The sequence below is a fragment of the Rhodococcus opacus genome, assembly GCF_012396235.1.
In the GTDB taxonomy this organism is placed as follows: domain Bacteria; phylum Actinomycetota; class Actinomycetes; order Mycobacteriales; family Mycobacteriaceae; genus Rhodococcus_F; species Rhodococcus_F opacus.
The window spans coordinates 12,628-39,110 of record NZ_JAAXPA010000040.1; the positions used below are offsets into that span (position 1 = coordinate 12,628).

General features: G+C 66.9%; 33 protein-coding genes. 21 read left to right on the plus strand and 12 right to left on the minus strand.

What is annotated here, in order from left to right; all coding sequences use genetic code 11:
- The first annotated feature begins 735 nt into the window (after positions 1-735).
- From HGB39_RS34565 to HGB39_RS34575, 3 genes are all read left to right on the plus strand, one after another.
- Positions 736-2,139 (plus strand): phenylacetate--CoA ligase family protein, encoded by a 1,404-nt coding sequence (locus tag HGB39_RS34565; protein ID WP_005565558.1) that lies wholly within the window; start codon positions 736-738, stop codon positions 2,137-2,139.
- A 136-nt stretch (positions 2,140-2,275) separates the two neighbouring features.
- Positions 2,276-2,593 (plus strand): chorismate mutase, encoded by a 318-nt coding sequence (locus HGB39_RS34570; protein WP_005565559.1) that lies wholly within the window; start codon positions 2,276-2,278, stop codon positions 2,591-2,593.
- 414 nt (positions 2,594-3,007) lie between these two features.
- Positions 3,008-3,934 (plus strand): LLM class F420-dependent oxidoreductase, encoded by a 927-nt coding sequence (locus HGB39_RS34575; protein WP_043789154.1) that lies wholly within the window; start codon positions 3,008-3,010, stop codon positions 3,932-3,934.
- Positions 3,935-3,945: 11 nt separating this feature from the next.
- On the opposite strand, the gene HGB39_RS34580 is transcribed toward HGB39_RS34575, so the two are convergent.
- From HGB39_RS34580 to HGB39_RS34590, 3 genes are all read right to left on the minus strand, one after another.
- Entirely contained in the window at positions 3,946-4,332 is a 387-nt protein-coding gene (locus HGB39_RS34580; RefSeq protein ID WP_005565561.1) for a hypothetical protein, read from the minus strand.
- Between the two features lie 204 nt (positions 4,333-4,536).
- Positions 4,537-5,583, minus strand: a complete 1,047-nt coding sequence (locus HGB39_RS34585) for a sigma-70 family RNA polymerase sigma factor (protein ID WP_043789156.1) — start codon at positions 5,581-5,583, stop codon at positions 4,537-4,539.
- A 116-nt stretch (positions 5,584-5,699) separates the two neighbouring features.
- Positions 5,700-6,899 carry a serine hydrolase domain-containing protein gene (locus tag HGB39_RS34590; RefSeq protein WP_005565563.1) on the minus strand — a complete coding sequence of 400 codons (1,200 nt, stop codon included), beginning with the start codon at positions 6,897-6,899 and terminating at the stop codon, positions 5,700-5,702.
- A gap of 869 nt (positions 6,900-7,768) precedes the next feature.
- Here HGB39_RS34590 and HGB39_RS34600 point away from each other — a divergent pair.
- The 11 genes from HGB39_RS34600 to HGB39_RS34650 all read left to right on the plus strand — a co-directional run bounded on the left by HGB39_RS34600 (position 7,769) and on the right by HGB39_RS34650 (position 13,864).
- Positions 7,769-8,236 carry a hypothetical protein gene (locus tag HGB39_RS34600; protein WP_005565566.1) on the plus strand — a complete coding sequence of 156 codons (468 nt, stop codon included), beginning with the start codon at positions 7,769-7,771 and terminating at the stop codon, positions 8,234-8,236.
- Between the two features lie 280 nt (positions 8,237-8,516).
- The gene (locus HGB39_RS34605; protein WP_043789147.1) at positions 8,517-9,239 is read left to right on the plus strand and encodes a hypothetical protein; all 723 of its coding nucleotides are present in this window, start codon (positions 8,517-8,519) and stop codon (positions 9,237-9,239) included.
- A 5-nt stretch (positions 9,240-9,244) separates the two neighbouring features.
- Positions 9,245-10,414, plus strand: coding sequence for an SRPBCC family protein (locus HGB39_RS34610; RefSeq protein WP_168442993.1), 1,170 nt, complete (start codon positions 9,245-9,247; stop codon positions 10,412-10,414).
- Positions 10,411-10,824: a gas vesicle protein GvpJ gene (gene gvpJ, locus HGB39_RS34615; protein ID WP_005246459.1), complete on the plus strand. Its 414-nt coding sequence runs from the start codon at positions 10,411-10,413 to the stop codon at positions 10,822-10,824. The genes HGB39_RS34610 and gvpJ overlap by 4 nt, the downstream gene beginning before the upstream one ends.
- On the plus strand, positions 10,824-11,603 hold the full coding sequence (locus tag HGB39_RS34620; RefSeq protein WP_005564556.1) for a GvpL/GvpF family gas vesicle protein: 780 nt from the start codon (positions 10,824-10,826) through the stop codon (positions 11,601-11,603). The genes gvpJ and HGB39_RS34620 overlap by 1 nt, the downstream gene beginning before the upstream one ends.
- A gap of 3 nt (positions 11,604-11,606) precedes the next feature.
- The gene (locus tag HGB39_RS34625) at positions 11,607-11,858 is read left to right on the plus strand and encodes a gas vesicle protein GvpG (RefSeq protein WP_005564558.1); all 252 of its coding nucleotides are present in this window, start codon (positions 11,607-11,609) and stop codon (positions 11,856-11,858) included.
- Positions 11,859-11,864: 6 nt separating this feature from the next.
- Positions 11,865-12,155: a gas vesicle protein GvpO gene (locus HGB39_RS34630; protein WP_005564559.1), complete on the plus strand. Its 291-nt coding sequence runs from the start codon at positions 11,865-11,867 to the stop codon at positions 12,153-12,155.
- Positions 12,152-12,559, plus strand: coding sequence for a gas vesicle protein (locus tag HGB39_RS34635; RefSeq protein WP_005262632.1), 408 nt, complete (start codon positions 12,152-12,154; stop codon positions 12,557-12,559). Before HGB39_RS34630 ends, HGB39_RS34635 begins: the two co-directional genes overlap by 4 nt.
- Positions 12,546-13,325, plus strand: coding sequence for a GvpL/GvpF family gas vesicle protein (locus HGB39_RS34640; protein WP_005262633.1), 780 nt, complete (start codon positions 12,546-12,548; stop codon positions 13,323-13,325). The genes HGB39_RS34635 and HGB39_RS34640 overlap by 14 nt, the downstream gene beginning before the upstream one ends.
- 4 nt (positions 13,326-13,329) lie before the next feature.
- The gene (locus HGB39_RS34645; RefSeq protein WP_005262634.1) at positions 13,330-13,539 is read left to right on the plus strand and encodes a gas vesicle protein; all 210 of its coding nucleotides are present in this window, start codon (positions 13,330-13,332) and stop codon (positions 13,537-13,539) included.
- Positions 13,532-13,864, plus strand: a complete 333-nt coding sequence (locus tag HGB39_RS34650) for a gas vesicle protein K (protein ID WP_005262635.1) — start codon at positions 13,532-13,534, stop codon at positions 13,862-13,864. The genes HGB39_RS34645 and HGB39_RS34650 overlap by 8 nt, the downstream gene beginning before the upstream one ends.
- A gap of 21 nt (positions 13,865-13,885) precedes the next feature.
- Here HGB39_RS34650 and HGB39_RS34655 read toward each other — a convergent pair whose 3' ends face one another.
- The 3 genes from HGB39_RS34655 to HGB39_RS34665 all read right to left on the minus strand — a co-directional run bounded on the left by HGB39_RS34655 (position 13,886) and on the right by HGB39_RS34665 (position 15,945).
- Complete coding sequence (locus HGB39_RS34655; protein WP_005262636.1) at positions 13,886-14,080, minus strand: CsbD family protein; 195 nt, start codon at positions 14,078-14,080, stop codon at positions 13,886-13,888.
- A gap of 99 nt (positions 14,081-14,179) precedes the next feature.
- The gene (locus tag HGB39_RS34660; protein WP_005564560.1) at positions 14,180-15,238 is read right to left on the minus strand and encodes an S-adenosylmethionine:tRNA ribosyltransferase-isomerase; all 1,059 of its coding nucleotides are present in this window, start codon (positions 15,236-15,238) and stop codon (positions 14,180-14,182) included.
- Positions 15,235-15,945 carry an SDR family NAD(P)-dependent oxidoreductase gene (locus HGB39_RS34665; protein WP_005564561.1) on the minus strand — a complete coding sequence of 237 codons (711 nt, stop codon included), beginning with the start codon at positions 15,943-15,945 and terminating at the stop codon, positions 15,235-15,237. Before HGB39_RS34665 ends, HGB39_RS34660 begins: the two co-directional genes overlap by 4 nt.
- A 244-nt stretch (positions 15,946-16,189) precedes the next feature.
- On the opposite strand from HGB39_RS34665, the gene HGB39_RS34670 reads away from it, so the two are divergent.
- Positions 16,190-16,510, plus strand: coding sequence for a hypothetical protein (locus HGB39_RS34670; protein ID WP_005246478.1), 321 nt, complete (start codon positions 16,190-16,192; stop codon positions 16,508-16,510).
- 51 nt (positions 16,511-16,561) lie between these two features.
- Here the strand turns inward: HGB39_RS34670 and HGB39_RS34675 are convergent, their stop codons facing one another.
- Positions 16,562-17,152 carry a class I SAM-dependent methyltransferase gene (locus HGB39_RS34675; protein ID WP_005564563.1) on the minus strand — a complete coding sequence of 197 codons (591 nt, stop codon included), beginning with the start codon at positions 17,150-17,152 and terminating at the stop codon, positions 16,562-16,564.
- A gap of 201 nt (positions 17,153-17,353) precedes the next feature.
- Here HGB39_RS34675 and HGB39_RS34680 point away from each other — a divergent pair, with 201 nt between their 5' ends.
- The gene (locus tag HGB39_RS34680; protein ID WP_005564565.1) at positions 17,354-18,388 is read left to right on the plus strand and encodes a Gfo/Idh/MocA family oxidoreductase; all 1,035 of its coding nucleotides are present in this window, start codon (positions 17,354-17,356) and stop codon (positions 18,386-18,388) included.
- Between the two features lie 39 nt (positions 18,389-18,427).
- Here HGB39_RS34680 and HGB39_RS34685 read toward each other — a convergent pair whose 3' ends face one another.
- A complete protein-coding gene (locus HGB39_RS34685) occupies positions 18,428-19,162 on the minus strand; it encodes an alpha/beta fold hydrolase (RefSeq protein ID WP_231137595.1) in 735 nt (244 codons plus the stop codon).
- 364 nt (positions 19,163-19,526) lie between these two features.
- Between HGB39_RS34685 and HGB39_RS34690 the strand changes: the two genes are divergently transcribed.
- Complete coding sequence (locus HGB39_RS34690) at positions 19,527-19,811, plus strand: hypothetical protein (protein WP_005564568.1); 285 nt, start codon at positions 19,527-19,529, stop codon at positions 19,809-19,811.
- 61 nt (positions 19,812-19,872) lie between these two features.
- Here the strand turns inward: HGB39_RS34690 and HGB39_RS34695 are convergent, their stop codons facing one another.
- Positions 19,873-20,343 (minus strand): DUF6194 family protein, encoded by a 471-nt coding sequence (locus HGB39_RS34695; RefSeq protein WP_005564569.1) that lies wholly within the window; start codon positions 20,341-20,343, stop codon positions 19,873-19,875.
- A 63-nt stretch (positions 20,344-20,406) separates the two neighbouring features.
- Here HGB39_RS34695 and HGB39_RS34700 point away from each other — a divergent pair, with 63 nt between their 5' ends.
- Positions 20,407-21,177 carry a MerR family transcriptional regulator gene (locus HGB39_RS34700; protein WP_005564570.1) on the plus strand — a complete coding sequence of 257 codons (771 nt, stop codon included), beginning with the start codon at positions 20,407-20,409 and terminating at the stop codon, positions 21,175-21,177.
- Here the strand turns inward: HGB39_RS34700 and HGB39_RS34705 are convergent.
- Entirely contained in the window at positions 21,128-21,757 is a 630-nt protein-coding gene (locus tag HGB39_RS34705; protein ID WP_005262736.1) for a class I SAM-dependent methyltransferase, read from the minus strand. The two genes, HGB39_RS34700 and HGB39_RS34705, sit on opposite strands and share 50 nt — an antisense overlap.
- Before the next feature lie 161 nt (positions 21,758-21,918).
- On the opposite strand from HGB39_RS34705, the gene HGB39_RS34710 reads away from it, so the two are divergent.
- Entirely contained in the window at positions 21,919-22,341 is a 423-nt protein-coding gene (locus HGB39_RS34710) for a nuclear transport factor 2 family protein (protein ID WP_005564571.1), read from the plus strand.
- 21 nt (positions 22,342-22,362) lie between these two features.
- On the opposite strand, the gene HGB39_RS34715 is transcribed toward HGB39_RS34710, so the two are convergent.
- Positions 22,363-23,454 carry an ABC transporter substrate-binding protein gene (locus tag HGB39_RS34715; protein ID WP_043788706.1) on the minus strand — a complete coding sequence of 364 codons (1,092 nt, stop codon included), beginning with the start codon at positions 23,452-23,454 and terminating at the stop codon, positions 22,363-22,365.
- Between the two features lie 151 nt (positions 23,455-23,605).
- Here HGB39_RS34715 and HGB39_RS34720 point away from each other — a divergent pair, with 151 nt between their 5' ends.
- Together HGB39_RS34720 and HGB39_RS34725 are read left to right on the plus strand one after the other, a co-directional pair.
- Positions 23,606-24,967 carry a GlnX family signal transduction membrane protein gene (locus HGB39_RS34720; protein ID WP_005262739.1) on the plus strand — a complete coding sequence of 454 codons (1,362 nt, stop codon included), beginning with the start codon at positions 23,606-23,608 and terminating at the stop codon, positions 24,965-24,967.
- Positions 24,967-25,956 carry a glutamate ABC transporter substrate-binding protein gene (locus HGB39_RS34725; RefSeq protein ID WP_005564576.1) on the plus strand — a complete coding sequence of 330 codons (990 nt, stop codon included), beginning with the start codon at positions 24,967-24,969 and terminating at the stop codon, positions 25,954-25,956. The genes HGB39_RS34720 and HGB39_RS34725 overlap by 1 nt, the downstream gene beginning before the upstream one ends.
- Before the next feature lie 57 nt (positions 25,957-26,013).
- Here the strand turns inward: HGB39_RS34725 and HGB39_RS34730 are convergent, their stop codons facing one another.
- Entirely contained in the window at positions 26,014-26,418 is a 405-nt protein-coding gene (locus tag HGB39_RS34730; RefSeq protein WP_005564577.1) for a hypothetical protein, read from the minus strand.
- Between the last annotated feature and the right edge of the window lie 65 nt (positions 26,419-26,483).

Below are 26,483 nucleotides of genomic sequence, written 5' to 3' on the forward strand. Positions count from 1 at the left end.
CACCCTGTTGATCGAGGACGACACGGACGTTCTCTTCGAGGGCGTCGTCGTGCCCCCGCACGGGTGGATCGACCACGTTCGAGCCCTCGGCGCGGTCGGCGTGATCGCCGGGGCGGGCATCACCTCTACGCCCGACTGGGAACGGCAACTCCCCCGGTTGGCCCGCGAGAGCGAACTGCTCGGTTCCGTGGCCACGGTCACCCTCACGAACGCCTTCGGTAGGAAGATTTCAAGCCTTTGCCTACGAGGTGATCTCGGCATTGCGGCCGGCACTGCCTCCCGCGGCGCTGCACGATGCGGGCTTCGCGCTCGAGGACGACCGGCCCCACCGCGCGGTCATCGAGGTCGTGGCAAGTGCGGCGAGACACCAGGTGGTCGTCCCCGCACGAATCTTCGATATGGTCCACCGCCGCGCCACAGACCACACATCGTTCGGGTGGAGGGACTCCCGAACACTGAAACGGCTCCTGCGAAAGGTTCGCACCGACGAACGCGCGCCGGCCGCCGAACTCTGAAAGCCCGGCCCGTTACGTTGGAAAATGCTTCTCCGCTGCCACGTCACCTCCGTGCTGAATAATGCATCCGACCCCCGGGCCGGCGGGGCTGACCCGCTCGGAGACTTGTGGGCACCGCGTTGGGTTCGCGCACGTGCCCGACGGCCGGTGCGTCGTTGTGCAAAACTCGGAAGGGTACGTACGAACGTGCTGCGCCGGACCACTGTGATGCGGAGGCGTCATGTCCCGATCGGTTCCCGGAGGTGCTTCGGAAGACGCGGAGCACACGGCGTACGCGCGTGTGCGTGCCGGCCAGGTCAATGCGGTTCAGGCCGCACTCGAGGATCACATGGGACGCCTGGATTGGTCGAGAGATCAGATCGAGCGCTACCGCACCGAGCGGCTGCGGGCCCTCCTCGCGCACGCACGCGAGCGGTCGCCATTTCATGCCCGGAGACTTCGCGGTCTCGATCCGTCCTCGGCCTCGGTCGCCGACCTGGCGTCGCTGCCGATGATGACGAAGCGGGACGCCCAGGACGAATGGGATGCGGTCGTCACGGTTCGCGACCTCGACCGCGAACGCGCCGAACGGATTCTGTCCGAGCAGCAATGGTTTTCGTACACGTCGGGCGACGAGCAGATCTTCAGCTCGGGTGGGTCGAGTGGTGTCCGCGGCGTCTACGTCTGGGATTGGCAGTTCTACGTTTCGGCGGCGTGCCTTGCCTGGCGGGTACAGGCGCGCGAGGAACGGCGGGCGTCGTCGGTGCGGTCTCCCGCACGGCTGGCCGTGCTGGCGGCCGGTGTCCCCCCGCATGCGAGCACCCCTCTGTTCGACGTGCCGACCGCACCGGGGATGGAGACCGTCGTGATCCCGGTGGGCGCACCGTTCGACGAGGTCGTCGCCGCCGTGGCCGCTGCCCGGCCCACGCATCTGGTGGGCTATGCGACGGTGATCGGACGACTTGCCCGAGCGGCAGCGGCGGGTGACCTGAAGATCAGTCCCGTGCGGGTGAGCACGAACTCCGAACCCCTGCTGATTGAGGACCGGCAGGCCATCCGCGACGCCTGGTCGGTGCCGATCCACAACCTCTGGGGGTCGACCGAGATCGGCGTGCAGGCCGTGGGATGCGGATACGGCGAGGGCCTGCACGTGTGCGAGGACGAGGTTGTGCTCGAGCGTGTCGATGACAGTGGTGCTCCGGTCGCAGCCGATGCGCCCGCCGCGCGAACGCTGGCCACGGGTCTGGCCAACCGCACGTTTCCCTTCATCCGGTACGACCTCGGAGACCAGGTCACGTTGCTGCCCGATCGGTGCGCGTGCGGAAGCGCGTTCGCGCGCGTCGCCGACATCGGTGGGCGGCGCGACGACGACTTCCGGTACGGAACGACGATCGTGCCGGCGAGCACTTTTCGTTACGTCCTCGGCGCAGATCCACGTATTTCGGAGTATCAGGTCAGACAGACGGTCGACGGAGCGGAGATCTTCGCGGTCGGCGACCCGGACGTCGCCGCGCTGACGCCGGCTGTCGCCGCGGCGTTGCGCCGGCAAGGTGTGGCCGATCCGCAGGTCCGGATCGCGGTCGTCGACCATCTGCAGCGTCATCAGGCGAGCGGGAAATTGCAGCGGTTCATCGCACTGCGATAGACCCGAACTGCACCGCGGTAGCCACTCGGGCGGTCGAGTCGGCCAGGGGTCGACGATCTGCACCCAAGGGTGTCTGTCTTCACGGCCACTCCCGTTCGAGGATGGTCGTACACGGTCACCCAATCGAGGAGCAACGATGACGGACACTGATTGCGGGGCGGTCGCCGAAAACGCTGGGGGCACATCACCTGCCGCCACAGATCTGAGTCGCGTTCACGCCGAGATCGCCCGCCTCGATGCGGAGATCCTGGATGCGGTCAACCGCCGTCTCGCTCTCGCACAGCTCGCGGCCCGAACCCGGGTCGAGTCCGGTGCACCGATGGTCGCGCTCGGCGGCGAGACGGACGTGATCCGCCGGTATCAGGACGAGTTGGGTCCCCGCGGCTCGCTGCTGGCCCTGGAATTGCTCCGGCTCGCGCGGCCACCCTTCTCTTCGACGTACCGAACTCGGTAGCCCACCCACTTTCACCTCGGTCGATACCGAGCACGAGAGCAGTGCCCAGCAGTCGTCGTGACGCTGGGCACTGTTCGCCTGTCCAGCACAATCCGGGTGCGCCAGATCGGCCGCGACACCGAAAGCGTCCCCACCCGATGTCACCACCCCGGATCCTCCGACGGCGGATGCGACCGCGGCTGTCGAACTGAAGGCGGCACTCGAACAGATCCGCGACGCCCAGCGGCGAGGCGACTTCAGTGCGTTCGGTGCCGCCCTCGACCACCAGCAGGCGGTCGATGCCTCTCCCACCCCGTCCGACTGCGCCGTGCGCCCACCCCGAGCAGAAGGCCTACTTCCGTCGCCACGCAGTCCTTGGATTTCCTCACCGCATTCGGTCACCAGCCGAGCCGCTCGGGGTGCATCGTGAAGACCATGCGTGATTTCCGATTCTCGTTCAACATCTTCGGCTTCGAGTCCCGCGACGCCCTTCTCGACCGATGCCGACTCGGCGAGAGCGCCGGCTACGACACCGTGTTCGCCGCGGACCATCTCGGCGCCCCGGCCCCGTTTCCGCTGCTGGTGGCCGTCGCCGGTGCCACCCGCTTGCGTGTCGGAACCCTGGTGCTCAACGCACCGTTCTGGAATGCCGCCCTCCTCGCCCGCGAGATCGCGACGACGGACGTCCTCACCGACGGAAGGCTCGACATCGGACTCGGTGCCGGACACATGAAGTGGGAGTTCGACGCAGCTGGTATCGAATGGAAAGCCCTCGGCGGACGGGTCGAACAGTTGTCGAAGATGGTCGACGGCCTGCGCACCTTCTTCACCGCGGATCTCGACGAGTTACCCGAGGGCCGCGCCCTGCCACGACCGTTGCAGCGGCGCGGATTCGGCGGCTCGGGCCCACCACTGATCATCGGCGGCACCGGCGACCGGGTGCTGAGGGTCGCGGCGGCCCACGCCGACATCGTCGGCGTGGCGGGGGCATTTCAGATTCCGGGCCGACCCCCGGGCACCTTCCGCCTCGCTACCGCGAACGAGACCGCCGAGCGAATTCGATTCGTGCGGACACATGCCGGCGCGAGAGCCGAAGAAATCGAGTGGCATCTCCTGGTCCAGACGGTCGTCGAGACGGATGACCGCCGGGCCGCGGCGAGCGAGATCGCGGACCGGCTCGGTGGGACGATGTCGGTCGACGACCTCCTCGACACCCCGTATGTCCTCGTGGGGACCGTGGAGGAGATGGCCGAGCAGCTCCGACGCCATCGGGACCGCTACGGTTTCTCGTACATCACCGTCCACGAACCGTATCTGGAGATGTTCGCGCCCGTGATCCGTCAACTCCGAGAACAGAGCTGACGGACAACGACTCACGGGGTGTTGATGTATTCCTGAATGGCCTGCTGCGCCCGGGGGTTGCCCTGCCCGATACCGACGATCGCGCCGGTGATCGCCCCGATCGGCGTGCCGACGATGCAACCGGCGAGACTGCCGGGGAACATCGAGACACACCCGACGCCGAGACCGATGAGCGCGCCGATCGCCGTCCCGGCCGCTCCCCCGTTGGCCCAGCCGACGCCGAGCTCGTTGAGCATGTTTTCGAGGGCCTTCTGCTTGTCGACCTCGTGCCTGCCGGGGATCGCCAGGGCCGGCGTTCCCGTGTTCGGTAGGACCGGGTCGGCGTGGGCCGTACCCGCCCCGAGTGTCACCGTCGCTGCGACGAGGACCGACGCTGCCGATTTCTTGATCAAGTTCATCGCGATCCCACCCTGCTGAAGAAGGAAAAACCGGTTCCGACTGTAACCTGCGGCTGCATCATCGGTGGCGAAACCGCGGCATCGGAAGACTACCCCGGCGATTGTCCGCCGGCAGGGCTGAAATGTTCGGCTCGAGGTCTCGGTAAAGATGTGTGTGCCGTCGTGGTGCCGCCCGTGGCACACAGCACCTCGCCGAGCAAGGGTTCAGGGCAGCGATTCGGGCAGCCCGAACGGCTCGAAGTGTTCCGGCCCGAGGAACGAGGTGAGGTCCGCGATCTTGGTGCCGCGCAGGGTCAGCACGGTGATCGACCAGGGCAGGTGGGTGCCGGCGTCTTCGTCCCAGAGGTAGAAGGCGACGGCGGGCTGACCGTTCGCACCGACCGGGAGGTGACGCCACGAACCGCACCCCGTGAGCGGGACCCGGACCGCGAAATCGGTGACCGCGTCGAGACCGCGGTACCAGTGCGCCATCGGTGGCATCGACCAGGTGACATCCTCCGTCAGCAAGGCAACCAGGGCGTCGGCATCACCGCGTTCCAAAGCACTGGAGTACCCGGCGACGATGGCACGCAGACGCGTGTCGTCGATCTCTCGCAAAGTGTGCGCCTGCGTGACCGGCGGAATCTTTTCGGCGACGATCGCCCGTGCCCGCTGCAGCGCGCTGTTCACCGACGCCGTCGACGTATTCATGGTGTCGGCGATCTCGGCGGCGGAGAAACCCAAGACTTCGAAGAGAAGCAGGGCCGCCCGCTGATTGCCCGGCAGATGTTGCAGTGCCGCAACGAATGCCAATTCGACAGCCTCGCGTTGCTCGTAGTGTGCGGCCGGCCCCGCCGATTCGGCGGTCGGACCCGCGTCAGCGTAGGGCCCCAGCCAGGCCACGTCCGTGAGCGGGATGTCACCGATGACGGCACGATCACTGGACGGGCCCAGGTCGACGGGCAGGGCCCGCCTACCGCGCGATTCGACGGTGTCCAGGCACGTGCGTGTCGCGACGGTGTAGAGCCAGGAGCGCAGCGTGCTTCGACCTTCGAACCGAGCAAAACCGCGCCACGCCCGCAACAAGGCATCCTGCAGAGCGTCGTCGGCGTCGTGACTGGATCCGAGCATGCGGTAACAATGCGCGTGCAGTTCTCGGCGCAACGGTCCGACGAGGCGGGTGAACGCGGCATCGTCTCCATGGCGCGCCCTGGCCAGGTCGGCATCCTCGGCGTCTTCCGCGACGGGTGTTCGTGCGGACATGTCGGTCACAAGGGACGATTCTGCCCGACCGCCGGCGGCCGCACCGGCGACCGGCGAGACCTGCCAGCGGTAGACCGGGCCCCGCGGTCGATCTCGGGCATCGGACCGTGGCACAGCGCACCGCGTCACCTGGTGGTGGTCGCAGCCGGTGTGGGCGCCAGCGACATCCCGGCGTAGACCTCGTCGAGAACGGTGGGGAGCAAAGCGTTCGCCGTGGTCTTGCCCTCGGGTGACAGGGTCAGATTCGTCCAGATCACCAGCGTGACGTCGTTGTCCGGGTCGTAGCCGATGAACGAGTTGAAACCCGGCAGCTCACCGCCGTGGTAGTACATCGAGGCGTTCGGCCCGAAACGCTGATAGCTGATGCCGTACCCGTATTGCTGCCCGTCGGGTGTGCTCGGATCCTCGGGTTGCAGGCTGTGGAGCCATTGCTGCTGGTACTCGGGATTCAGGACAGTGCCCGACACCAGGGCCCGGATCCACGTGGCCAGGTCGTCTGCCGTGGAGATGGCGCCACCGGCAGCGGTGGCGTAGGAGGAATTCTGGTTGGTGTAATCGAGGGGTTGGAGCGTTCCCGCGCGTGCGGCGGCCTGCATGTCGGCGGGATACTCCTCGTCGACCATCGCGTAGGACGATTCGCCGTACATGTAGCCGTGCGAATAGCGATCCGGGATGGTCGCGGCGTCGACGGCGGCGGGAAGCGAGGTTTGCTGCAACCCGAGGGGCCCGAACAATCGATCCCGGAATTGCTCGGCCAATGGGCGCGCGCCGACCTTCTCGGCGATCAGACCCAGCAATGCGTAGTTCGTATTGCTGTACTCGTAGGAGGTGCCCGGCGGGAAGTCCGGCGGGTGCCGGAACGCGATATCCAAGACCTCTTGCGGCGTCCAGGCCTTCGCCGGGTCGGCATCCAGAGTGGCCGCGAATTCGGGCGAGTTCGTGTAGTTGTACAGTCCACTGCGCATCGTCAACAGCTCTGCGACGGTGATGTTCTCGCCGTTGGGCACATCCGAAACGTAGGTGGACACCGGGTCGCTGAACTCGAGCTTCCCGTCTTGGGCGAGGAGCACGGTCAGCGCCGCCGTCATGGTCTTGGTGTTCGACGCGATCCGGAAATGGGTTTGTTCGTCAGGCGGCGTCTGCGCGCCCAGTTCGGCCGTACCGACCACGGCGCCAAAGGTCCCCTGCGGGGTGCGGAGCTGCACCACCGCGCCGGGCACGAGTAGCTCCTCGGCCGCCGCGTTCACCGCGGCCTGGAATGTAGCCGGATCGATGGGTTTCAGCGCCGACCCCTCCGGTGCGGCCGCGCTCGTCGCGGCGGGCACTGCACCGTTGGACGCCTGCGAGGTCGTCGGCTCCGAACTGGTCGAGCAGCCCGCGATCGCAACGGCAACGCCCACCGCGAGCACAGCGGCGCGGGTGGCATTCGGTGTGCGGCACCGGCGCCCTCCAGCCGTCCGGCTCGGCACGTTCCCCACCGGGAAATTCCTCATCGCCGGCATCACCGCCTCTGCGGCAGAGTTCGATACCGCGCCGATGTGCGGTATCAGCTGGGCAGATCTCCTTGTGCATCCTAACCCCGATGCCCGCCCGCTCCTTCGACTTCACCGGAACAATCTCCCGCGAGAAAGTACACTTCTCCACCTTCACGATGGGCCCCGAGGAGACAGAATGCGGGAACCGCACTGACACCCGATCACCGGTTCGCCTCCTCCGACCCGCTCATCGTCACCCGCAACAACCCGCTCAGACGAACGCGGCGTCGGAGAGGGGTAGATCCGCCGCACCTGTAGCGCCCACCAAATCGGCTCCGTTTCAAGAATGGTCGCGAGGGTAATTGCGGTGTATGGGTGCACGAGTGAGGACAAGCGGCCGGAGCACACCGGCCAGGCCTGACCGTGGAGGCACTTCCTCTCACAGCAAGACCGCGGACAACGACGAGCCGAGGGCCACCGCCACGGCGGCGACAGTTCGATCTCACCAGATTTCGATGAAGTCGACGCCGCCCGCCGTCGCAGCCTCGGGTCGGCTGCCACGAAGACGACCGTTGCCCCCCAGGCGGCCGGCAGCCGAAAAATCACCCTCCACGTCACGCGACAGCGTGCCCGGGAGAAGCAAACCCGCACCCCGAGCGGACCGCCCCGACGCTACGAAGCCGACGGCCCGGAAGCGTTCCCGAGACACAGGGTCCCACGTGACGGCGCGCCCTCGGCCCACCACGCCGGCTCGTCAGCGCAGGCCTGACCCGATCTCGCAGGAGACCGAACGCGGACTGTTGTCGCGGTCGGTCGAGGCGGTCATCGCGTGGCTGAAAGACCACGTTCACCGGCTCATGGACGCGATGCGAGAACGCGGCGAGACGGTGACGCTGAATATTCGGCAGAAGTTCCGGGAATGGATGGACACGCTCGTCGACACGATCGCGCAGAGCGACGCGGGGATCGACGCCGTAATCGCAGGCATTCGGGCCGCGCTGACCGGCAAGAATCCTGTGTGGGCCGCGATCAAAGCGCTCGTGTCCGGGTTGAGCGGCAAGGCCAAGGTCGCCCTCGTTCTCGTCCTTGTCCTCGGGTCCCTGCTCGCGCCGGTATTGCTCGTGGTCCTCCTGCTGGTGCTCATTGTCGCGGCACTGGTGGCGGCGGTGCGCGCCGCCGCCACGTGAACGCCCAGAATCTTCTCCGTGAACAGGGTTGCTGCTGAGGCACTTTCGATTCTCGGCGCCAATCCGCCATCTAGAGACAGTCCGCATGGATGCGTGGCCGCCGAAGGCTGCCCGAACCGAATTTATTGCTGGTGGTTGAGTGTCTCGCAGCTTGGGTAGTCGACAAGCGGCGCCCCTTACCGCGCACGGTTTTGCGAGACATTTCCGAGGACGGTTCTGCGACACATTGCCGAAGTGGGCGAGCGGCGCGCCGGTGACTACTCGGTAAAGGGGTTCGACGATGAAAACCAAAGGTCAGGTGGCATTGGCCGTCGGCGCGGGATACATGCTCGGCCGTACACACCGAATGAAGATGGCACTGATGCTCGCGGCCGCGGGTGCGACCGGACGCTTCCCCGGCGGGCCACGCGATTTACTGGAACGCGGTACGAAGATGCTCGCGAGCTCCCCCGAGTTCGCCAAGATCAGCGACTCGGTGCGTGAAGAGCTGGTCAGCGCGGCGAAGGCCGCAGCCGTCACCGCCGCAAGCCACCGTATTAACTCGCTCAACAGCCGCCTCCTGTCGAGCGGCGGAGAAGTCGTCGGCGACGTTGGCGACACCGTGGACGACACCGCGAGTGGTGTCGGCAATTCCGTAGGCAAGCTCAGCAGGCTCGGAAAACTCGGTCGCAAGCGACGCGGCCGGTCCGAGGACGAGGAGTACGACGAAGCCGAAGTCGAGGAAGAGCCGGACGAACAGTACGCCGACGAGGACGACGAGTACGAGGAACCCGACGAGGAAGATGCCGCAGACGAGGAAGATGCCGCCGACGAGGAATCCGCGCCCCCACGCAAGCGCCCCGCCGCGCGTCGACGGACTTCCAGCAACGGCAGCTCCCGGCCGACCAGCAGATCGCGGAGCGCAAAATCCGACGAGGATGACGAAGAGGCCCCTACCAGGGTCCGCAAGACACGGGCGAAAGCCACGACTAATTCTGCGCCCGTCCGACGGGCACGGAGGTGACGGCGATGACGAACGCCGCAAAGAAACTACAAGGGGCCGTACCGGGCGACGGGCACGGCGCGTCGAGCGTGCTGCAGGACTCGATACAGACGCTGCTCGGCACGGTCGCCGAGAAGGCACTGACGTCGGTCTCGGACAAGGTGTCGAACACCTCCGGTCGGCTCACCGACTACGCCGAGAGCGGCGGTGAAGGAGGGCTGCTCGCCGCACTCACCGGTTCCGAGAAAACGGATGACGATGAGTCGCCGGACAAGTCCGACACCGGCGGCGGCTGGTGGGAGGGCGCCAAGCAGATGGTCAAGGACAAAGCCTCCGACGTCAAGGAGGCCGTCACCGGCGGGGGCGGTGGTGGTAGCGGAAAAGGCAAGAAGCTGAAATTGACCAATATCGTCGAAACGATCGACGTCGGAGTCCCGGTCCAGCTGGCCTACAACCAATGGACCCAATTCGCCGACTTCCCGTCGTTCATGAAAAAGGTCGAACGGGTCGAACAGGAATCGGACGAAAAGCTCGAATGGAAAGCGCAGATCTTCCTGTCGCACCGAACCTGGGAAGCGACGATCCTCGAGCAGGTTCCCGACGAGCGGATCGTGTGGCGCTCGAAGGGCGCCAAAGGTTTCATCGACGGGGCGGTGACGTTCCACGAGGTGACCCCCGATCTCACCCGCATCGTCCTCATCCTCGAGTATCACCCGAAGGGATTGTTCGAGAAGACGGGAAACCTCTGGCGTGCACAGGGACGACGAGCACGGCTCGAATTGAAACACTTTGCACGCCACGTCATGACACAGGCCGTTCTCCATCCCGACGAAGTCGAGGGCTGGCGCGGAGAAATCCGGGACGGTCAGGTAGTCGAGCAGGAGGAGGACGAGGCGCAGCCGGAGGAATCGGAGGATCTCGAGGAAGAGGAAACGGACGAGAGCGAGGGTGAAGAGCCCGAAGGCGAGGAGCCCGAAGGCGACGAGGCTGAGGAAACCAACGAAGACGACACCGAGGAAACCGACGAGGACGCCGGCGAGCAAACGGACGAGGACGAGGAAGCACCGCCGCCGCGGCGCCGAGGTCGCCCGCGCAAGACCGCGGCTGCCGCCGAGGATCAGGCCCCGAAACGGCGAGGTCGCCCGCGCAAGACTGCCGCGAAGACGGCGGGCTCGAGACAAGGAGCACGGCGATGACGGCGATACAACCGGCGGGGGGAGGTGGCGGCGGAGTCAGCGGCGGTCCCAGCTCGAGTAGCCTCGCCGACGTCATCGACACCATCCTCGACAAGGGTCTCGTCATCGACGCCTACGTGCGTGTCTCGCTGGTCGGCATCGAACTGCTGACGATCGACGCACGCGTCGTGGTCGCCAGTGTCGACACCTACCTGCGGTTCGCGGAGGCCGTGAACCGGCTCGAAATCGGCAGTGGCGAGCCGAAGGGCCTGACGGATCTCGTCGGGGACGTCACCGAGGGTGGTGCCAAGTCGAAAACCAAGGGCGCACTCGAGTCCGCGGGCGAGAAACTCGGCGACATCCTCGGCGGAGGTCAGGAAGAACCTGAGCGCGAACGGGTTTCGCGCAAGTCCACTCGAGGGGACAAGTGATGTCTACGTCAAACCAGAGCACCGACGAGCCGCGCACCAGCGGTGTCTACGTGTACGGAATCGTGCCTGCCGATGTGGAAGCCGAAGAAGACGCGGTCGGCGTATGTGACGGACCGGTCAGCACCGTCAAGCACGGCGACATCGCAGCGCTCGTGAGCGAAATTTCAGTAGACAGACCGCTCGGTAAGCCCGAGGACCTCCGAACCCATGCGCACGTGCTGGACGGCACGTCTCGGGTGGCACCGGTGCTCCCACTTCGTTTCGGGGCGGTCATGACCGATGAGGATGCCGTCGCGGAGGAGTTACTCGCGGCACACGCCGAGGAGTTCGCCGCCGCGCTGGAGGAACTCGAAGGCCGAGCACAATACGTCGTGAAGGGGCGATACGTCGAGGAGGCGATCCTCCGAGAAATAATCGAAGAGAACGAACAGGCGAGCAAGCTGCTCGGCACGATCCGAGATCAGCCCGAGGAGACCACCCGCGACGCCCGGATGGCCCTCGGCGAGATCGTGAGCAACGCCATCGAGGCCAAGCGCGACGAAGACACCCGGAAGGTGGTCGAAGCACTCGACTCGCTGTCCGATTCGGTCAACGTCCGGGAACCGACGCACGAGGAGGAGGCCGCGCAAGTAGCCGTCCTCGTCGAGGTCGCCCGGCAGGAAGAACTGGAGAAGGCGGTGGGAGAACTGGCCGAGCAGTGGGACGGCCGAGTCGACATGCGCCTGCTCGGACCGCTCGCCGCCTACGACTTCGTGGTGACGCAGAAACCGGAGGGCTGACCGATGGGTCTGCTGTCGTTCATCGCCACCCTGCCGCTCGCCCCCGTTCGCGGGGTGATCTCGCTGGCCGAGTTGATCCAGCAACAGGTCGAGGAGGAACTCCACAATCCCGCGAGTGCGCGCCGCGCTCTCGAGGAGCTGGAGGACGCCCGTGCGGCAGGCGAGATCTCCGCCGAGGAGGAAGAGCAGGCACAGCAGGCCATCCTCGATCGAATGACCGGAACAGCACATCCCACCGGTCCGGAAAAGGAGTGACGGGCGATGGCAGAAGAGGAGCCACCACCGTTGCCGGCACCCGAGATCGCCGAGATCGCGACGCGTGACATTGCGCAGTTGACCGGCAAGAAACCACTGGGTGCGACATCGGTCATGCCGACCGACGACGGCTGGACGGTGGAGGTGGAGGTAGTCGAGGACCGGCGAATACCGTCGTCGACGGACATGCTCGCGATATACGAGGTGGTGTTGGATCTGGATGGAGAGCTCCTGTCCTACCGCAGAACCCGCCGCTACGTCCGAGGTGTCGGTGACAGCGGGAGCGCGCAGTCATGACCATCGCCGGCGGCGGCGCGAGCAACCTTCCGCAGAGTTCGGGCGGCGGAATGGGCGGCGGGCACCAGTCGACGAACCTCGGCGAGATCCTCGAGCGGGTACTCGACAAGGGGCTCGTGATCGCCGGAGACATCCAGGTCAACCTGCTCGACATCGAACTGCTGACCATCAAGGTCCGACTGGTGATCGCCTCGCTGGAAACCGCGAAGGAGGTAGGCATCGATTGGTGGGAGCACGACCCCTGGCTGACCGGCAGGAACAGCGACGTCGAACTCGAGAACCGGAAGCTGCGGGAGCGGATCGCCGAACTCGAGTCCGACAGGTCTGTTCGTCCTGCCGTGGAGGCCGCCGAAACGGTCGAGGTGGAGGCGAAACGTCAGGAGCAAGACGATGACCGCGGATGACGGCGTGTGGCTCTACAGCATCACCACCGACAGCATCGGCGACGCACAACTCGCCGGTGTCACCGGAGTGGCCGGCGAGCCGGTCCGGGCGGTGGCGTCGGCGGGTCTGGTCGCGGTGGTGGGGACGGTGAGTCTGAGCGAATTCGGGCAGGACCCGCTGCAGCGCAACCTCGAGGACCTCGACTGGCTCGCGGCAACCGCGAGAGCACACGACGCTGTGGTGGCTGCCGTACTGCGCCACGGTCCCACCGTTCCATTGCGGTTGGCGACCCTCTACCTCGACGACGATCGCGTTCGCCTCCTCCTCGACGAACGACAGGAGGAGTTCAGCACAACGCTGCGTCGGGTGACCGGACGAAGCGAATGGGGTGTCAAAGCGTACGGAGACGCGAAGGCTTTGGCGCAGAACGTGAAAGAGGAGCCTTCCGCGACGGGTACTGCGGGAAAGGGGACCGCGTATCTCCTGCGTCGTCGTGCGGAGTTGAGCGCACAGCAAGACGTGGAACGCAGGGCGGCCGGCCACGCGGACGAGATTCACTCCGCGCTCCTGGGCCATGCCGTCGACGGGCTTCGACGGCAAGTCACCGATCCGGTGCTGACCGGCAAACGGGCCTGGATGATCTTCAACGGCACCTACCTCGTGGACAACGAACGGGTCGACGACTTCGCTGCGCTCGTGTCGGCACTCGACACCGAACGCCCGGGCATCACACTGGATCTGACCGGACCGTGGCCGCCGTACTCCTTCGCCGGGATCGACGGGTGAGCCCATGAGCGAGATGGTCCCCGCGGACGACACTCGCCGCATCGCGCTCGTCGACCTGCTCGATCGGGTGCTCGGCGGTGGCGTCGTCATCACCGGTGAGATCACCCTGTCGCTCGCCGACGTCGACATGGTCCGGATCTCGCTGCGCACACTCATCGCATCGGTCAGCGCACTCGTCCCCGACCCGGCCGGGCCGGACCCCGCCGATGACTGAGTCCGAGCCCGTCGATTCGGATGCACCGACCGACATCGGTCGCCGGGTTCTTCCGCAGCGAATCGACGCCGACCCCGAATCCGTCGAGAAGGGCCTGGTCACGCTGGTCCTGACGATCGTCGAACTACTACGACAGTTGATGGAACGGCAGGCGATACGCCGAGTCGAACACGGCGATCTCAGCGACGAGCAGATCGAACGCATCGGCACGACACTCATGCTCCTCGAGGAGCGGATGGCCGAGTTGCGTGAGCATTTCGATCTCACGCCCGAGGACCTGAACATCGACCTCGGACCGCTGGGGCCGCTGCTGTCGAACGAATAGTCCGGACTCACCGAGGTTCGATCAATGTTTGAAGGCGTTCTTGATCTTCTTGCCCGCGTCCTTGAACTTGTCTCCCATCTGCTTGGTGTTGCCCTTGGCCTGTTCCTTGCTCCCCTCCGCCTCGAGGTGGGCGTTCCCAGTGGCCCTGCCGACAGCCTTCTTGGTGGCGCCTTCGGCGGTTTCGACCTTGTGCCGGATCTTCTTTCCCATGTTCATGACGACGTCCTGCTCTCTGCGATCCCTTCTGATTTGCCGAGATCACCACCTTCAGTCAACTCGCACCCGGGGTCGCTGTCGAGAAGCGCGATCGCGGCGTCACCGTCGCAGCAACAGCGCACTGTCCCCGAACTCGTGCCAGAGGTAGCCGTGTGCCAGCGCCTCGTCGTAGGCGCGACGGACGGCCGCCTCCCCCACCACCGATTCGAGCAGCATCAGGTGCGACGCCCCCGGCGCGTGCCAGCCCGTGATCAGGCCGTCCACCACCCGTGTCGGCCTCGCCGCGCTCAGTACCAGGTCCGTCCAGCCGGCGCCCGCCAGCGACATGCCGTCCGAAGTGGCCTGGGTCTCGAGGGCCCTCGTCACGGTGGTGCCGACCGCGATGACGCGACCTCCGGCGGCGCGCCGGTCGTTGACCAGGCGCGCCGTCTGCTCCGGCACCTCGTACCGCTCCGGGATCGGTGGCTCCCCTCGCTCCGGCGACGAGACACCCGTGTGCAGCAGGATCGGCGCCACCACCACGCCCGACGTCACCAGATCGGTAACCATCGGATGGGTGAACGGCCGGGCGGCGCTGGCCATCTCGGCGCTTCCACCGGTGCGTCCGAAGATCGTCTGGTACGACGACAGGGGCCAGCGTTCGTGGACGTACGCGTAGGTGATCGGACGGCCCGAGGTGGCGAGCAGTTCCGCGGCTACGTCCGCGACGCCGTCGATCGAGGCCCGCCACAGCCTGGTCGAACCGAGGGGCCACGGTTCCACGAGCGTCGCAACAACGCCGCGCGGCAGAATGATCCGTGTTCCCGCCGCGACCGCGTCGAGGGCCACGGAGACCGGTCCCGGCGCTCGCACCTCGACCACCCAGTCCCCATCCTCGAGGTCGGTGGAGAAGTGCACGACCACGGGTCCCACCGTGTCGACGGTCCCGTCCACCGCCGCGGCCAACGTCGACGACGCGTTCACCACCACCACGTCGCCCGGCTGCAGGAAGCGCGGCAGCTCGTGAAATCTGGTGTGTTCCACCCTGCCCCGATCGGATACCAGCAGCCGCACCGAATCGCGCAGCAACCCCCGGCTCTCCGGTGGACCACTCGCCTCCAACCGCTGAGGCAGCACGAACCGGAACTCGGCCGCGGAGGCGACCCGTGCGCGCGTCACGACGACACCACCGTGTTCGCTGCGACCGCGAGGTCCGCCGCACGGTACCGGCCGCTGGGTGGGCTCGTGTCGAGCAAATGCAGCAACGCTGGTACCACGGTCTCGGGATCGGGCCGATCCGAGATGTCCTCGCCGGGGAACGCCGCCTGATGCATCTCGGTGCGCATGTCGCCGGGATCGAAGGCGTAGACCGCCAGGCCGGGCTCCTCGACCGCCAGCACCGCGGTCGCGTGGTCGAGCGCCGCCTTCGCCGCCCCGTAACCGCCCCAGCCCGCATACGCCTCGACCGCGGCATCCGACGAAATGTTGATCACGGTCCCGCCCGCATTCCGCACATGCGCGATCAGCGCGGCGATCAAGGCCAGCGGTGCGAGCACATCGGTCGCGAAGACCTGCGCCAATGCGTCCTCCGGATACCGGGCGAGGGTGGGCATCGGGCTGGGTCCGAGCGCGCTGGCGTTGTTGAGCAACAGGTCCAGTCGCCCCCGCGCCGCGATCTCGACGGCGATGCGCTCGCGCTGCCGCGGATCGGTCACGTCACCGGGGAGGGCGGTAATGGTGTGAGCCCGCGCGGCAACCCGATCGAGCGGTTCGACCCGCCTCCCGGTGACGATCACCTCCCAGCCGCGCTCCACGAGCGCGAGTGCGCTCGCCCGTCCCAGCCCTGCCGATCCTCCTGTGATCAGCGCCGTCCTGGTGCCGTTCATCGCAGACTCCTTGCCTCCAGTGACATCTGCGACCCATCGTGAAACCTAAAGTCCACTTCATGTCAAGGGCGGTGGGTGGAGCGTGCCGCCTGGCCGATTCACGCGGCGCACACCCGGGGTGGGATTTCAGGGTGGGGCGAACGATAATTGGGGTCCTACCGTGAGACGAACGCGTCGCGGGAGACGGCCCGCCGGAACCGGGCGAGCTGAATCCGGGGCGCCCACCGAATCGAGGGTGAATCGCATGAACACATTCGCAGTGCGCTCGGCGCTCGCGGCGGCCGCCGCACTCGCCATCTTCGCCGCACCCGGTGTCGCGGCCGCGGCACCGAATCTGCACGGGGATCCGAACACTCCGGGAACACAGGTTCAGGTCGAGAGCGAGCCGGGCGACTCGAACAGCTACACCTGCGGGGCAGTCGGCGTCGCGGGAGCCGGAGTCGGGTCGAATTCCTCCGGTGGCGCCGGTCAGGTCAACGGCGCGTACTTCGGTCCCGGCCCCGTCCAGGGCGGCTGCGTAGGTAGCGACGGGTCGGTCTACTTCCCGACCGGCAACGCCGAATGACGGCACACACGAACGAATTGCCACCGTTCACCGGGCCGACCCACCCGCCGACTAGATCCGCTCGATGGTCGCGAACCAGGCCGGTGCGCCGTCGTCGTGGAATCTCGTCTCGATCCGGTCCGGCTCTATGGCGGCGACCTTCCATCCATCGCTGGGGTCGAACGCCGCTCTCAGCTCGTCCCGGCGGACGGGGTGCGGGCCGGTATCGGGACCATCGTCGCTGAAGCACAACACATACACGGTTCCGCCGTGTTCGGTCACCGACGCCAGACTCGCCACGTAGCGTGGTCGCTCGGCGGCGTCGAACGTGTGGAACAGTCCGCAGTCCAGCACGGTGTCGAACCGGCGCCCCGTACTGTCCAACTGGAACGCGTCGGCCACCGCGAATTCGACCTCGATCCGACGGTCATCGGCCTTCTCACGGGCGATCGCCAGTGCCGTCTCCGCCACATCGACGCCCAGAACCTGCAATCCCAGCGAGGCGACGTGAAGAGCGTTCTCGCCGGTCCCGCATCCCGCATCGAGCACCGCTCCGGCGAATCCACCTTCGGATGCCACCCGCACGATCGCCGGCTGCGGCCGGCCGACATCCCACGGCGCAGGCCCCTCGTGGTATGACGCATCCCAGGGCCGTCCCGTCATCCGTTCGTGGCTGGTTGGCTGCCGACCGCTGAACGGATCGTCGGCGTGGGGTCCTGATCGCTCCGGCAATGTCGTCGCCTCCCTGCAACTCATCGTGCCACCTCATCGTGGCATGGCACTGCGCGGTTCTCGACCCCCGACACCGCGGCTTCCTGCTCTACAGACATAGATTGTTCGAATGTCTTAACATACACTTCACGCATGAGTATGAATATCGGAATCGTCGGGTACGGACTGGGCGGCCGCTACTTCCATGCACCGTTTGTCGAAGCGGCAGAGGGAATCACACTGGGCGGCATCGTGACCCGCTCCGCCTCACGTGTCGCCCAGGCTGCCGCAGACTTCCCTGGAATACCGGTGTTCTCGAGCCTCGGCGAGCTCATCGACTCCGGCGTCGATGCCGTCACGATCACCACCCCACCGCAGACGCGGCGCGAACTCGTACTCGAGGCAATCGGGCGGGGTGTGCACGTGGTCGCGGACAAGCCCTTCGCGCCGGATGTCGAGACGGCCCGAGAGTTGGTGGCAGCCGCAGACGACGCCGGCGTGCTGCTCAGCGTCTATCACAACCGTCGATACGACGCCGACATCCGCACGCTGAGGTCGGTGTTGCCGCGACTCGGCGACATCTGGCGTATCGAATCCCAGTTCGACCTGGACGGTGCCGACACGCTCGAAGCCGGCCCAACTGGCGGGTTGCTGCGCGACATGGGCGCACACGTCGTCGACCAGATGCTGTGGTTGTTCGGTCCGGCAGAGAGGGTCGACGCCCACCTCGATTATGTCGACCGGCCGGAGGGGCGCACCGACGCCGGCTTCGTCGTCAACATCGCTCACCGCAGCGGGGTCTATTCGAGCGTCTCGTCGAGCAAGGTCAACCACCTCGAGGGACGACGGCTGCGGGCGTTCGGCAGCTTGGGCGCCTATGTGGCGGACGGTACGGACGTGCAGGCACAGACTCTCTTCGCGGGGACGCGGCCCGTCGACGATCCCACCGGGTGGGGTTACGAACGACGGGAACGGTGGGGCGCCCTCCATACAGCAGAGGGCGCGGAAACGGTCCCGTCGCAACGGGGTGCGTATCAGGACTACTACACGGAATTCGCGGCCGCCGTTGCCGGCACCGGCGAGCAACCGGTGCCTGCCCGCACCGCGCTCGGCACCATCGCGGTGTTGGCAGCGGCGCGTGAGTCCGCGGAGAGCGGCGGCACGGTCGTCGTGCAGTCCGTCGACTGACCGGTAGCGACTGCGGCGGCGCTTGCCACGGTTCGGGGCTCAGGACGCGGAATCGAGAAATTCGGCGACAGCCCTGTTGAACGAATGTGGTCGTTCCATGTTCCTCGCGTGACCTGCGCGTGCGACGACGGTCGGCGCTCCGTTCGGTGCGAGTGCTGCGGCCGCTGCGTCGTGTGCTGACGGCCAGAACTCGCTGTCGGAACCGGCGACGAAGAGCACGGGAAGATCGGTCGCACGGATCGTCGAACGCCAGTCGCATTTCGCATGATCGTTCAACAGGGCGAGTTCCGGTGGCGACAGGGTTCGGTCGACGCGGCCCATCGCGGCGAGTAGGCGGACCAACCGCATGCCGCGTTTCCAGATCGGGGTGCCGTGGCCGGTCGCGGGAATCCCGTCCGCAAAGAATGTGTCGACCTTCTCCTGGTCGTAGCCGTAGAACCCGTACGCCCACTCCGGTGCATTGAGCATCCGCGGAGTCTGATCGACCACAACCGCGGCGCGAAGCCGCCCCGTGCCGTACGTGTCGACGTACGACCAGATCGTGTTTCCGCCCATCGACCCTCCGATCATTGCCGCACCTTGCAGGTCGAGTTGCTCGATGAGGGCGTGCACGAATCCGGCGCGTGTCCGCATCGTCGTGCCGGGCAGCATGGCGGGAGCCGTTCCGTGGCCCGGCAGATCCACCGCGATGACGCGGTGACCTGACTGGATCAGCGACGGGATCTGATACCGCCACGACGTGGCGGGGGCTGTGAAACCCGCCAGCAAAACCACGCTCGACGAGGATCGGCCGTCACCGTGCACGGTGTAGTCGATTCGAGCCCCGCCAGATTCGATGGAAGGCTCTGCTTCTCCTCTCCCCCCACTGGTCCCGGCCGACGCGCCACGGCGCCCGCCTGCGGTCACTGCGACGGTAGTACGGACTCGGGAATCCATCCATGGAGAACATCTCCACTACAGGGAGGGATCCACTGTGGAAACGAAATTCCTGGACCGTCGGGTGTAACGTTCCGGGCCTTCGCCGACACCATTCGAGTAGCTGTGGACGTTGGGCCCACGCATTCGAACAGGACACTACGAAATGCACACCTCACTTCCCCACTCAGAGACGTCGCACGCGGCGAATACTTCGGGCGCAGTGACCCGTCTCCCTCGAATCCGCCTGCGAAACCGGTTCGCCACGGCCGCCGTCGCCGCCGCGCTCGCCGTCATCCCTCTCGGAGCCAGCACCGCCGTCGCGACAGCAGCCGACCATCCCGTCACGACAGTCGCCGCACCCACCATCCCCGGCGACCGCGGTGACCACGGTGACGGCCCCCGCCACGACCGACAACGCGACCAACGGCAAGAACGCAGGGACCAGAGCATGACGCTCGACGAACTCCTCGTCGGATGGAACAGCAGCCAGATCTACCAGATGTGACGACGCGTGACCGAGGACGACGCCAGTTTCGTCGTCCTCGGTCCCGCGCGCCTTTCTCGTATCAGCGTCGGGTGGATTCCGCTCGTCGCTCGTAGCGCGAGCGAGCGAGGGCGTGCGCCCCGCGCAGCAACTCTCGAGTGACTTCGCCGGAGCGAGAGCCAGGCTCGGTGACCGCCAGCCAGCCCAACGGGCCGTAGACGGGATGCGCGATGACGGTGTCGGGCACACCGGCGTCGGCGACGCCCTGTTCTCGCGGTGCGTGGCCGGTTGCCTCGATGAATGCCTCCTTCCCGGCGTGGATGTTCACCCGGAACGCGCCCGCGCGGTCCAGACCCGAGCTTTCGTCGCCGGGGTAGTTCTTGGTGACGATCGTGGCGAAGGGCTGGGTCCTGTCGGGAACGATTCGATCCGGTGAGTAGTAGAAGAAGGTGTCACCCCAGCTGATCTCCGGCGAACCGTCACCGGGGGCAGGCCTGAGCGTCAGAACGTCGCCGAGGCCTTCGACGAAGTCGATGATGTCGTCCATGGTCATAGCTTCCAGCGTTTCATTAAAGTGCTCGTGGAGACCTCGAAGAGCAAACGTAGGAGAAATACGGTGCCAAGTCTCCAATCACCTCATCTGCGGACCGTCGATGTCGCCCGGCGTGCCGGGTGCTCCGTGCAACACGTGCGCAACCTCGAACGCGACGGGTTGCTGCCTCCCGCAACCCGCACCGCAACCGGATACCGCATCTACACCGACGCGCACGTGCAGGCCGCGCTCGCCTATCGGGAACTCGCCATCGGCGCCGGCCCGGTCGAAGCCAAACGGATCATGCGCAGCGTGCACACGTGCCCGGCCGCGACAACGGTCGCTCTCCTCGATGCAGCACACGCCCGACTCCACGCGGAACGAACCGAACTGGCCCTGGCGAAGGAGGCCGCCGATGTGATCTCGACCGAACCGATCGACGACGTGCAGGCCTCGGACTGGATGAGCGTGAGCGAACTCGCCGTCGCCCTCGGCATCCGCCCCTCCACGTTGCGGCACTGGGACACAGAGGGACTCGTCGTCCCCGACCGGGACACACCCACGGGAGCGCGCCGGTACTCCCCGACCCAGGTCGGCGACGCTCGCGTCGTGCATCAGCTGCGAAAGGCCGGTTATCGCATCGCACCTCTCCGCGGGGTCTTGGCACAACTCGGGCACACTTCCGGATCGGGTGACATCGGCGCCGCGCTGGCTGCCCGCGACCAGGCCACCACGGCACGCTCCCGAGCCTTGCTCGATGCAACCGCTGCCCTCACCGTGCTCCTCTCGCTCCAGGAAGGGGTGGTCAGTGCGCGCGCGAAAACACCGCCACGAGAAAGTCGGAATCCTCGGTGAACGGGCGCAGATCCCACGTCGACAGCAGCAGATCTGCCGTGAGGCCGTTGGCCTGAGCGTCCGCGAGGAATTGCGAGAACTCGTAGCCCCGGTCTGCACCGAACCCCACAACCACGCGACCGGTCGGGGCGAGATGGGAGGCGAATCCCGCCAGCACCGACTCGCGGGTCGACGGCGCAAGGAAAGTCATCACGTTGCCGGCACAGACGATCACGTCGAAATCGGCTGTTATGCCGTCGGCCGGCAGATCCAACTCCGCGAGGTCACCGACCAGCCACGTCGGACCGGGGTGATCCTCCTTCGCCACGTCGATGAGCACAGGATCCACATCGACACCCACCACGACATGACCGGCATCGTGCAAATAGCCGCCGAGGCGGCCCAGTCCGCACCCCGCGTCGAGTACCCGACCGCCACGGCCGAGCATTGCATCGACCAGGCGCGCCTCTCCCACGATGTCCTTGCCCTGCGCCTCCATCGCCCGGAACCGCTCGACGTACCACGTCGAGTGCCCGGGATCGGCGGCTGTGATCTCCTCCCACTGGCTGGGGATGCGCTCCTTGGGTGTACGTGCACTCATTACCGATTCCTCCTCGATGCGGCCCGCCCGGCGAGCCACTGCCACCGTATGCGACCCAACCTTCGCACCCCACCCGCAGCCCGACGGTGTTACGCCACCGGACAGTCTCGATCAGCGGGATTCCGGGCCGACGCGGCCGGCCCTCCGAGGAAGATCGAGCCATGCCCGAGCCCGCTCCCGACCGCGTCCGGATCACCGACCGCCTGCACGTCGTGGCCGTCCTGCTCGACACGAAGGACTGGCCGGGGTTCGCGGCGACGCTCACCGAAGATGTCGTGGCCTACGGGCGGACCGGGCGGGCCGACGTGGTCGCCCGCGTCCGTTCCCACCTCGACGTCTGCGGCGCCACGCAGCACCTGCTCGGCAACATCCGCGTCGACGTCGACGGTGACGCGGCGCGTACTCGCTCCTATTTCCGGGCGTTTCACGTCGGCCTCGGCGACCGTGCCGGCGCGACGTACGAGTGCCTCGGTGAGTACCGCGACGAGTGGCGACGCGGACCGTCGGGCTGGTTGCTGGCCGGGCGGGTGATCGACGTCGGCGCCGAAGTCGGCGACCGCGGTGTCATCGCGCCTCTGAGCTGAACTCGCCGAGTTCCGCCCGGCTCAGCTGTGCTCCCCGCACACCGCGGATGCCGGATCCGGCGCACAGATCTGCTGCCACGTGTAGAAGCCGGAGTTGACCACGACCTGGAGGTTGTCCTTCGTAATGTTCTGCACGGGCAGGAACACCGTCGGCACGGCCATGTACTGGTTGTCGATCGTGCCGTTGATCATCTCCTCCGGAGGGCCTTCGCCGTGGAGGATCGATGTGGTCAGCTGCGCGGCGACCTTCGCCTGGTCGGACAGATTCTTGAAGATCGTGTTGTCGAGAGTTCCCTGCGCGATCAGTTGCAGCGCAGCGAGATTGGCGTCCTGCCCCCCGGTGACCGGGATCCGTCCGTCGAGCCCGCGGCCGGCCAGTGCCGCGACGATTCCGCCTCCCAGGTCGTCGTTCATGGTGACGAACAGCGCGATGTCGTTGTTCTCGCGGGTCAGGCATTCCTCCGCGAATGCCTGACCTTCGGCGGGGTCCCAGTCGTCGATCGCGGTCTCGCAGACCACGCGGATCTTGCCACTGTCGGCGAGTGGCTGCAGATACTCGTCCTGACCGAGCCGAAATTGACGGGTCCCGTATTCACCGAGGTTTCCCTCCACCCGGGCGATCTTCACACCGTCGCCGGGCATCGCGGCGATCAGATCCGCGGCGCGGCTCCCCTGCCGTCGGCCGACCTCGAGTGGATCGAAGATCACCTGAACGTCTGCCGGTCCACCGACCGCGTCATGGTCGTAGAGCACTACCGGAACGTCCGCCTCGGCGGCGGCAGTCAAGGCGCCACCCGAAAATCTCGCGTCCGCGGAGATCACCACAAGCACGGACGCGCCCTCCGCGATCGCCGACTCGACCTGGCTCTGCTGACGGGCAGGATCACCCTCGGCGTTGCGGACCGTCACCGTCGCCTCCGGCGCGAACAGCTCCAGGAAGTCGGTGAACAGGGGTTCGTCTCGCTCCACGAATCGGGTGGTCGTCGTGTTCGGCAAGAAGAAGAAGACCTTCTCCGTTTCGTCGTCGGCCCGCGGTGCAGGGGCCGCGCAGGCCCCGAGCGCCATCGCTGCGACCGCAGCCGCGACGCAGAACGTGCGCACCCTTGTCTTCATGAGCTTGTCTTCATGACCCGCGGATCTCCAGTCCGATCGTGCCCAGTCTGGAGATACCCGCGGGTGACGCAGGCTACTCGCGCACGTCGATGCTTTCGGTGTTTTCCGACCGTGATCGGCGCACACTGTGTGCAGGGATGAGGAGGAGAAGGTGTTCCACCAGGACCGCGGCGTCGTATCCAGCGGAGATCGTGACACTTCGCCGGCCGAGCATCTCCTGAACGAATCCCTGCTCGTCGAACCCGAGGTCCGGCGGCGCCCCTGGCGCGAATTCCTTGCGTCCACACCAGGACGCCTCTCCCTCCTCGCCGTCGTCCTCGTCGCGGTCGCGCTGACGGCCGGCCTCGTGACGTCCGCCGTGGTGGCCGCGCGGCAGCAGCGCATGGAAACCCTTCGCGCCCACACCGAACCGCTCGCGGACGCCGCGCAGAACCTGTTCAGTTCGTTGTCGATCGCCGACGCGGCAGCGACGTCGTCGTTCATCGCGGGTGCCATCGAGCCGCTGGCGGTGCGCGACCGGTACAACCAGGCGATCGGCGACGCGTCGAACGCACTCGTCACCGCGTCGTACGGCGTCACCTCAGGCGACGTCGAATCGCTGCGACTGCTCACCGAGATGTCGCGGCACGTCGCCGTGTACACGGACCTGGTGGCGACCGCACGGTCCAACGACTCCGCGGGAAATCCGGTCGGGGTGGCATATCTCGGTACCGCTTCGGCTCTCATGCAGGACACCATCCTGCCTTTGGCCGAACGCCTGTACAACGACCAGGCCCGCGCCGTCGCCGACACGCAGTCCCACACTGCCAGGTTGCCCGCCACCGCCATAGTGGTCGCGTCGGCCGGGGTCGTCGTCCTCGCCGTCGCGCACACGTACGTGGCGCATCGAAGCCGCCGCCGGGTCAATCCCGGACTGGCGTGTGCGACCGTCCTGCTGGCTGCTCTCGTCGTATGGATCGTGGTCGCCGGGCTGTTGTCGACGTCGGCCAGCGAACGCGCACGGATCGACGGCGCGGAGCCCCTCGCGGCGGTCACGAAGGCGAGGATCCTCGCCCAGCAGGCCCGCGCCGACGAGACGCTCGGACTGCTTCGTCCGGGTTTCGATCCAGCCGGGAGCGACTACACCCGGCACACGGACGCACTCGCCGAGATTTTGAATTCGGACGCGTCGCGGAACACCGTCGTCGCACCGACGATCAGCGGGGCGTCCGCCGCGTTCGACGGATGGCGGGGCGCGCACCGGGACCTGCAGCAGAAGCTCGCAGACGGCGACTACCAGGGCGCGGCGGACGTTGCCGTCGGTCCGGGATCGACGGCATCGACGGCCCAGTTCCGGGCCCTCGACGAAGCGCTCGAAGACGCCATCACGGCTCTGCGCACCGAGGAACTCGACGCGATGCGGGAGTCGTACCGCACGATGGCGGCGCTCGCCGTAGGTGGCATCGTGCTCGCCGTTTCCGCAGCGCTCGCCGTCGTCGCGGGGATCGAGCCCAGAGTGAGTGAGTACCACTGATGGTGCGACGACACCCGGAACGGCGACCGCGCTCCGCTCGGCTGCTCGGCAGCCTCGTGCTCGGAGCTGTCCTGATTGCCGGTTGCGGCGCGCCCGATGCACCCACCCCGAGGTTCTCCGGGGACTTCACGGAGTTCCCCCTGTCGGCCGGCGCCCAGCTCATCGCACCGTCCGAGGCGCCGCCGCCGGCCACGGAGCCGTCGGCATGTGCAGCACAGGCCAGTCTCCGTCCGGGGGCTCCGAGCCTCGGTGGCACTCTCGGTGATATCCGTGCCCGCGGCACGGTGGTCGTCGCGGTCGACCAGAACACCAACCTGTTCAGCTTCCGCGACCCGACTACCGGCACCCTCACCGGATTCGGTGTCGACCTCGCGCGGGAGGTTGCACGTGATCTACTCGGCGATCCCACCAGGGTCGAGTTCCGGCCGCTCGGAACCGATGACGGCGCCGAGATGCTCGCCCGCCGCGACGCGGACATGGTCGTGCGTCCGGTTGCCCTCCCCTGTGAGGGTTCCCAGGACTTGGCGCTCTCCACGGTGTATCTCGAGGCATCCCGCCGGCTCGTGGTGCGGGACGGGTCGGGTATCTCCGGTCCTGCCGACCTTGCCCGGCGACGGGTCTGCACGCACCACGACGCGGCGTCGGTGTCGGCGCTGTCGCGTATCGCCCCCAAAGCCACGATCCTTGCGGTACCCGACTGGGACGACTGCCTCATGGCCATCCAGCAGCGACAGGTCGACGCGGTTGCAGGGGCTGCCGTCCTCGCCGGTCTCGTCGCCCAGGATCCGAATCTGGAAATCGTCGGTCCCGAAACCGATTCCGCCCGATACGCCATCGGCCTCGCTCCCGGAAACGACGACCTCGTCCGGTTCGTCAACGGCACACTCGAACGGCTGCGCACAGACGGAACCTGGACTGCTCTCTACGATCGGTGGCTGTCGTCGCTCGGCCCGGCACCCGGACCACCGTCCCCGCAGTACCGGGACTGACCGGCCCCTCCGACGGCGGCGCCTCCTCTGTCGCCCCGAGTTCCACCACGTCCCGGTTCAGCTCGGATCGTCGTCAGCGACGGTCTCGGGCAGGCCGGTCCCCATCGGGTCGAGCAGGGCGGTCGTGCGGGAACCCCACCGCTCGTGCGCGGATTGACGGGTCATCCCGGCGGCCTTCCCGATGGTCGCCCACGTCGCTCCCTGAAAGCGCAGGCCGAGAACGGTTTCGACGCCGTCCAGCCCGGCGGCGAGCTGGATGCGAAGACTCAGCAGATGCCAGGCCAGGGTCCGCTTTTCGGGAATGTCCGTACCCTGCTCGGCGTCCCACTCCGCCGTACCGGGAAGCGGTCCGGTGCCGATGATTTCGTCAGCGTGACGGCTCGCTTCGGCGGCCGCCGCCGTTATCACCGCGCGAGCAGCGGCGTCGATATCCGCGCTGACGGCGCGTTCGACAAGTTCCATGACAACCTCCCATTTCTGTCAGGCATAGCCTGACAGAGGCGGAACGCGGCGTCAAGGATTACCCG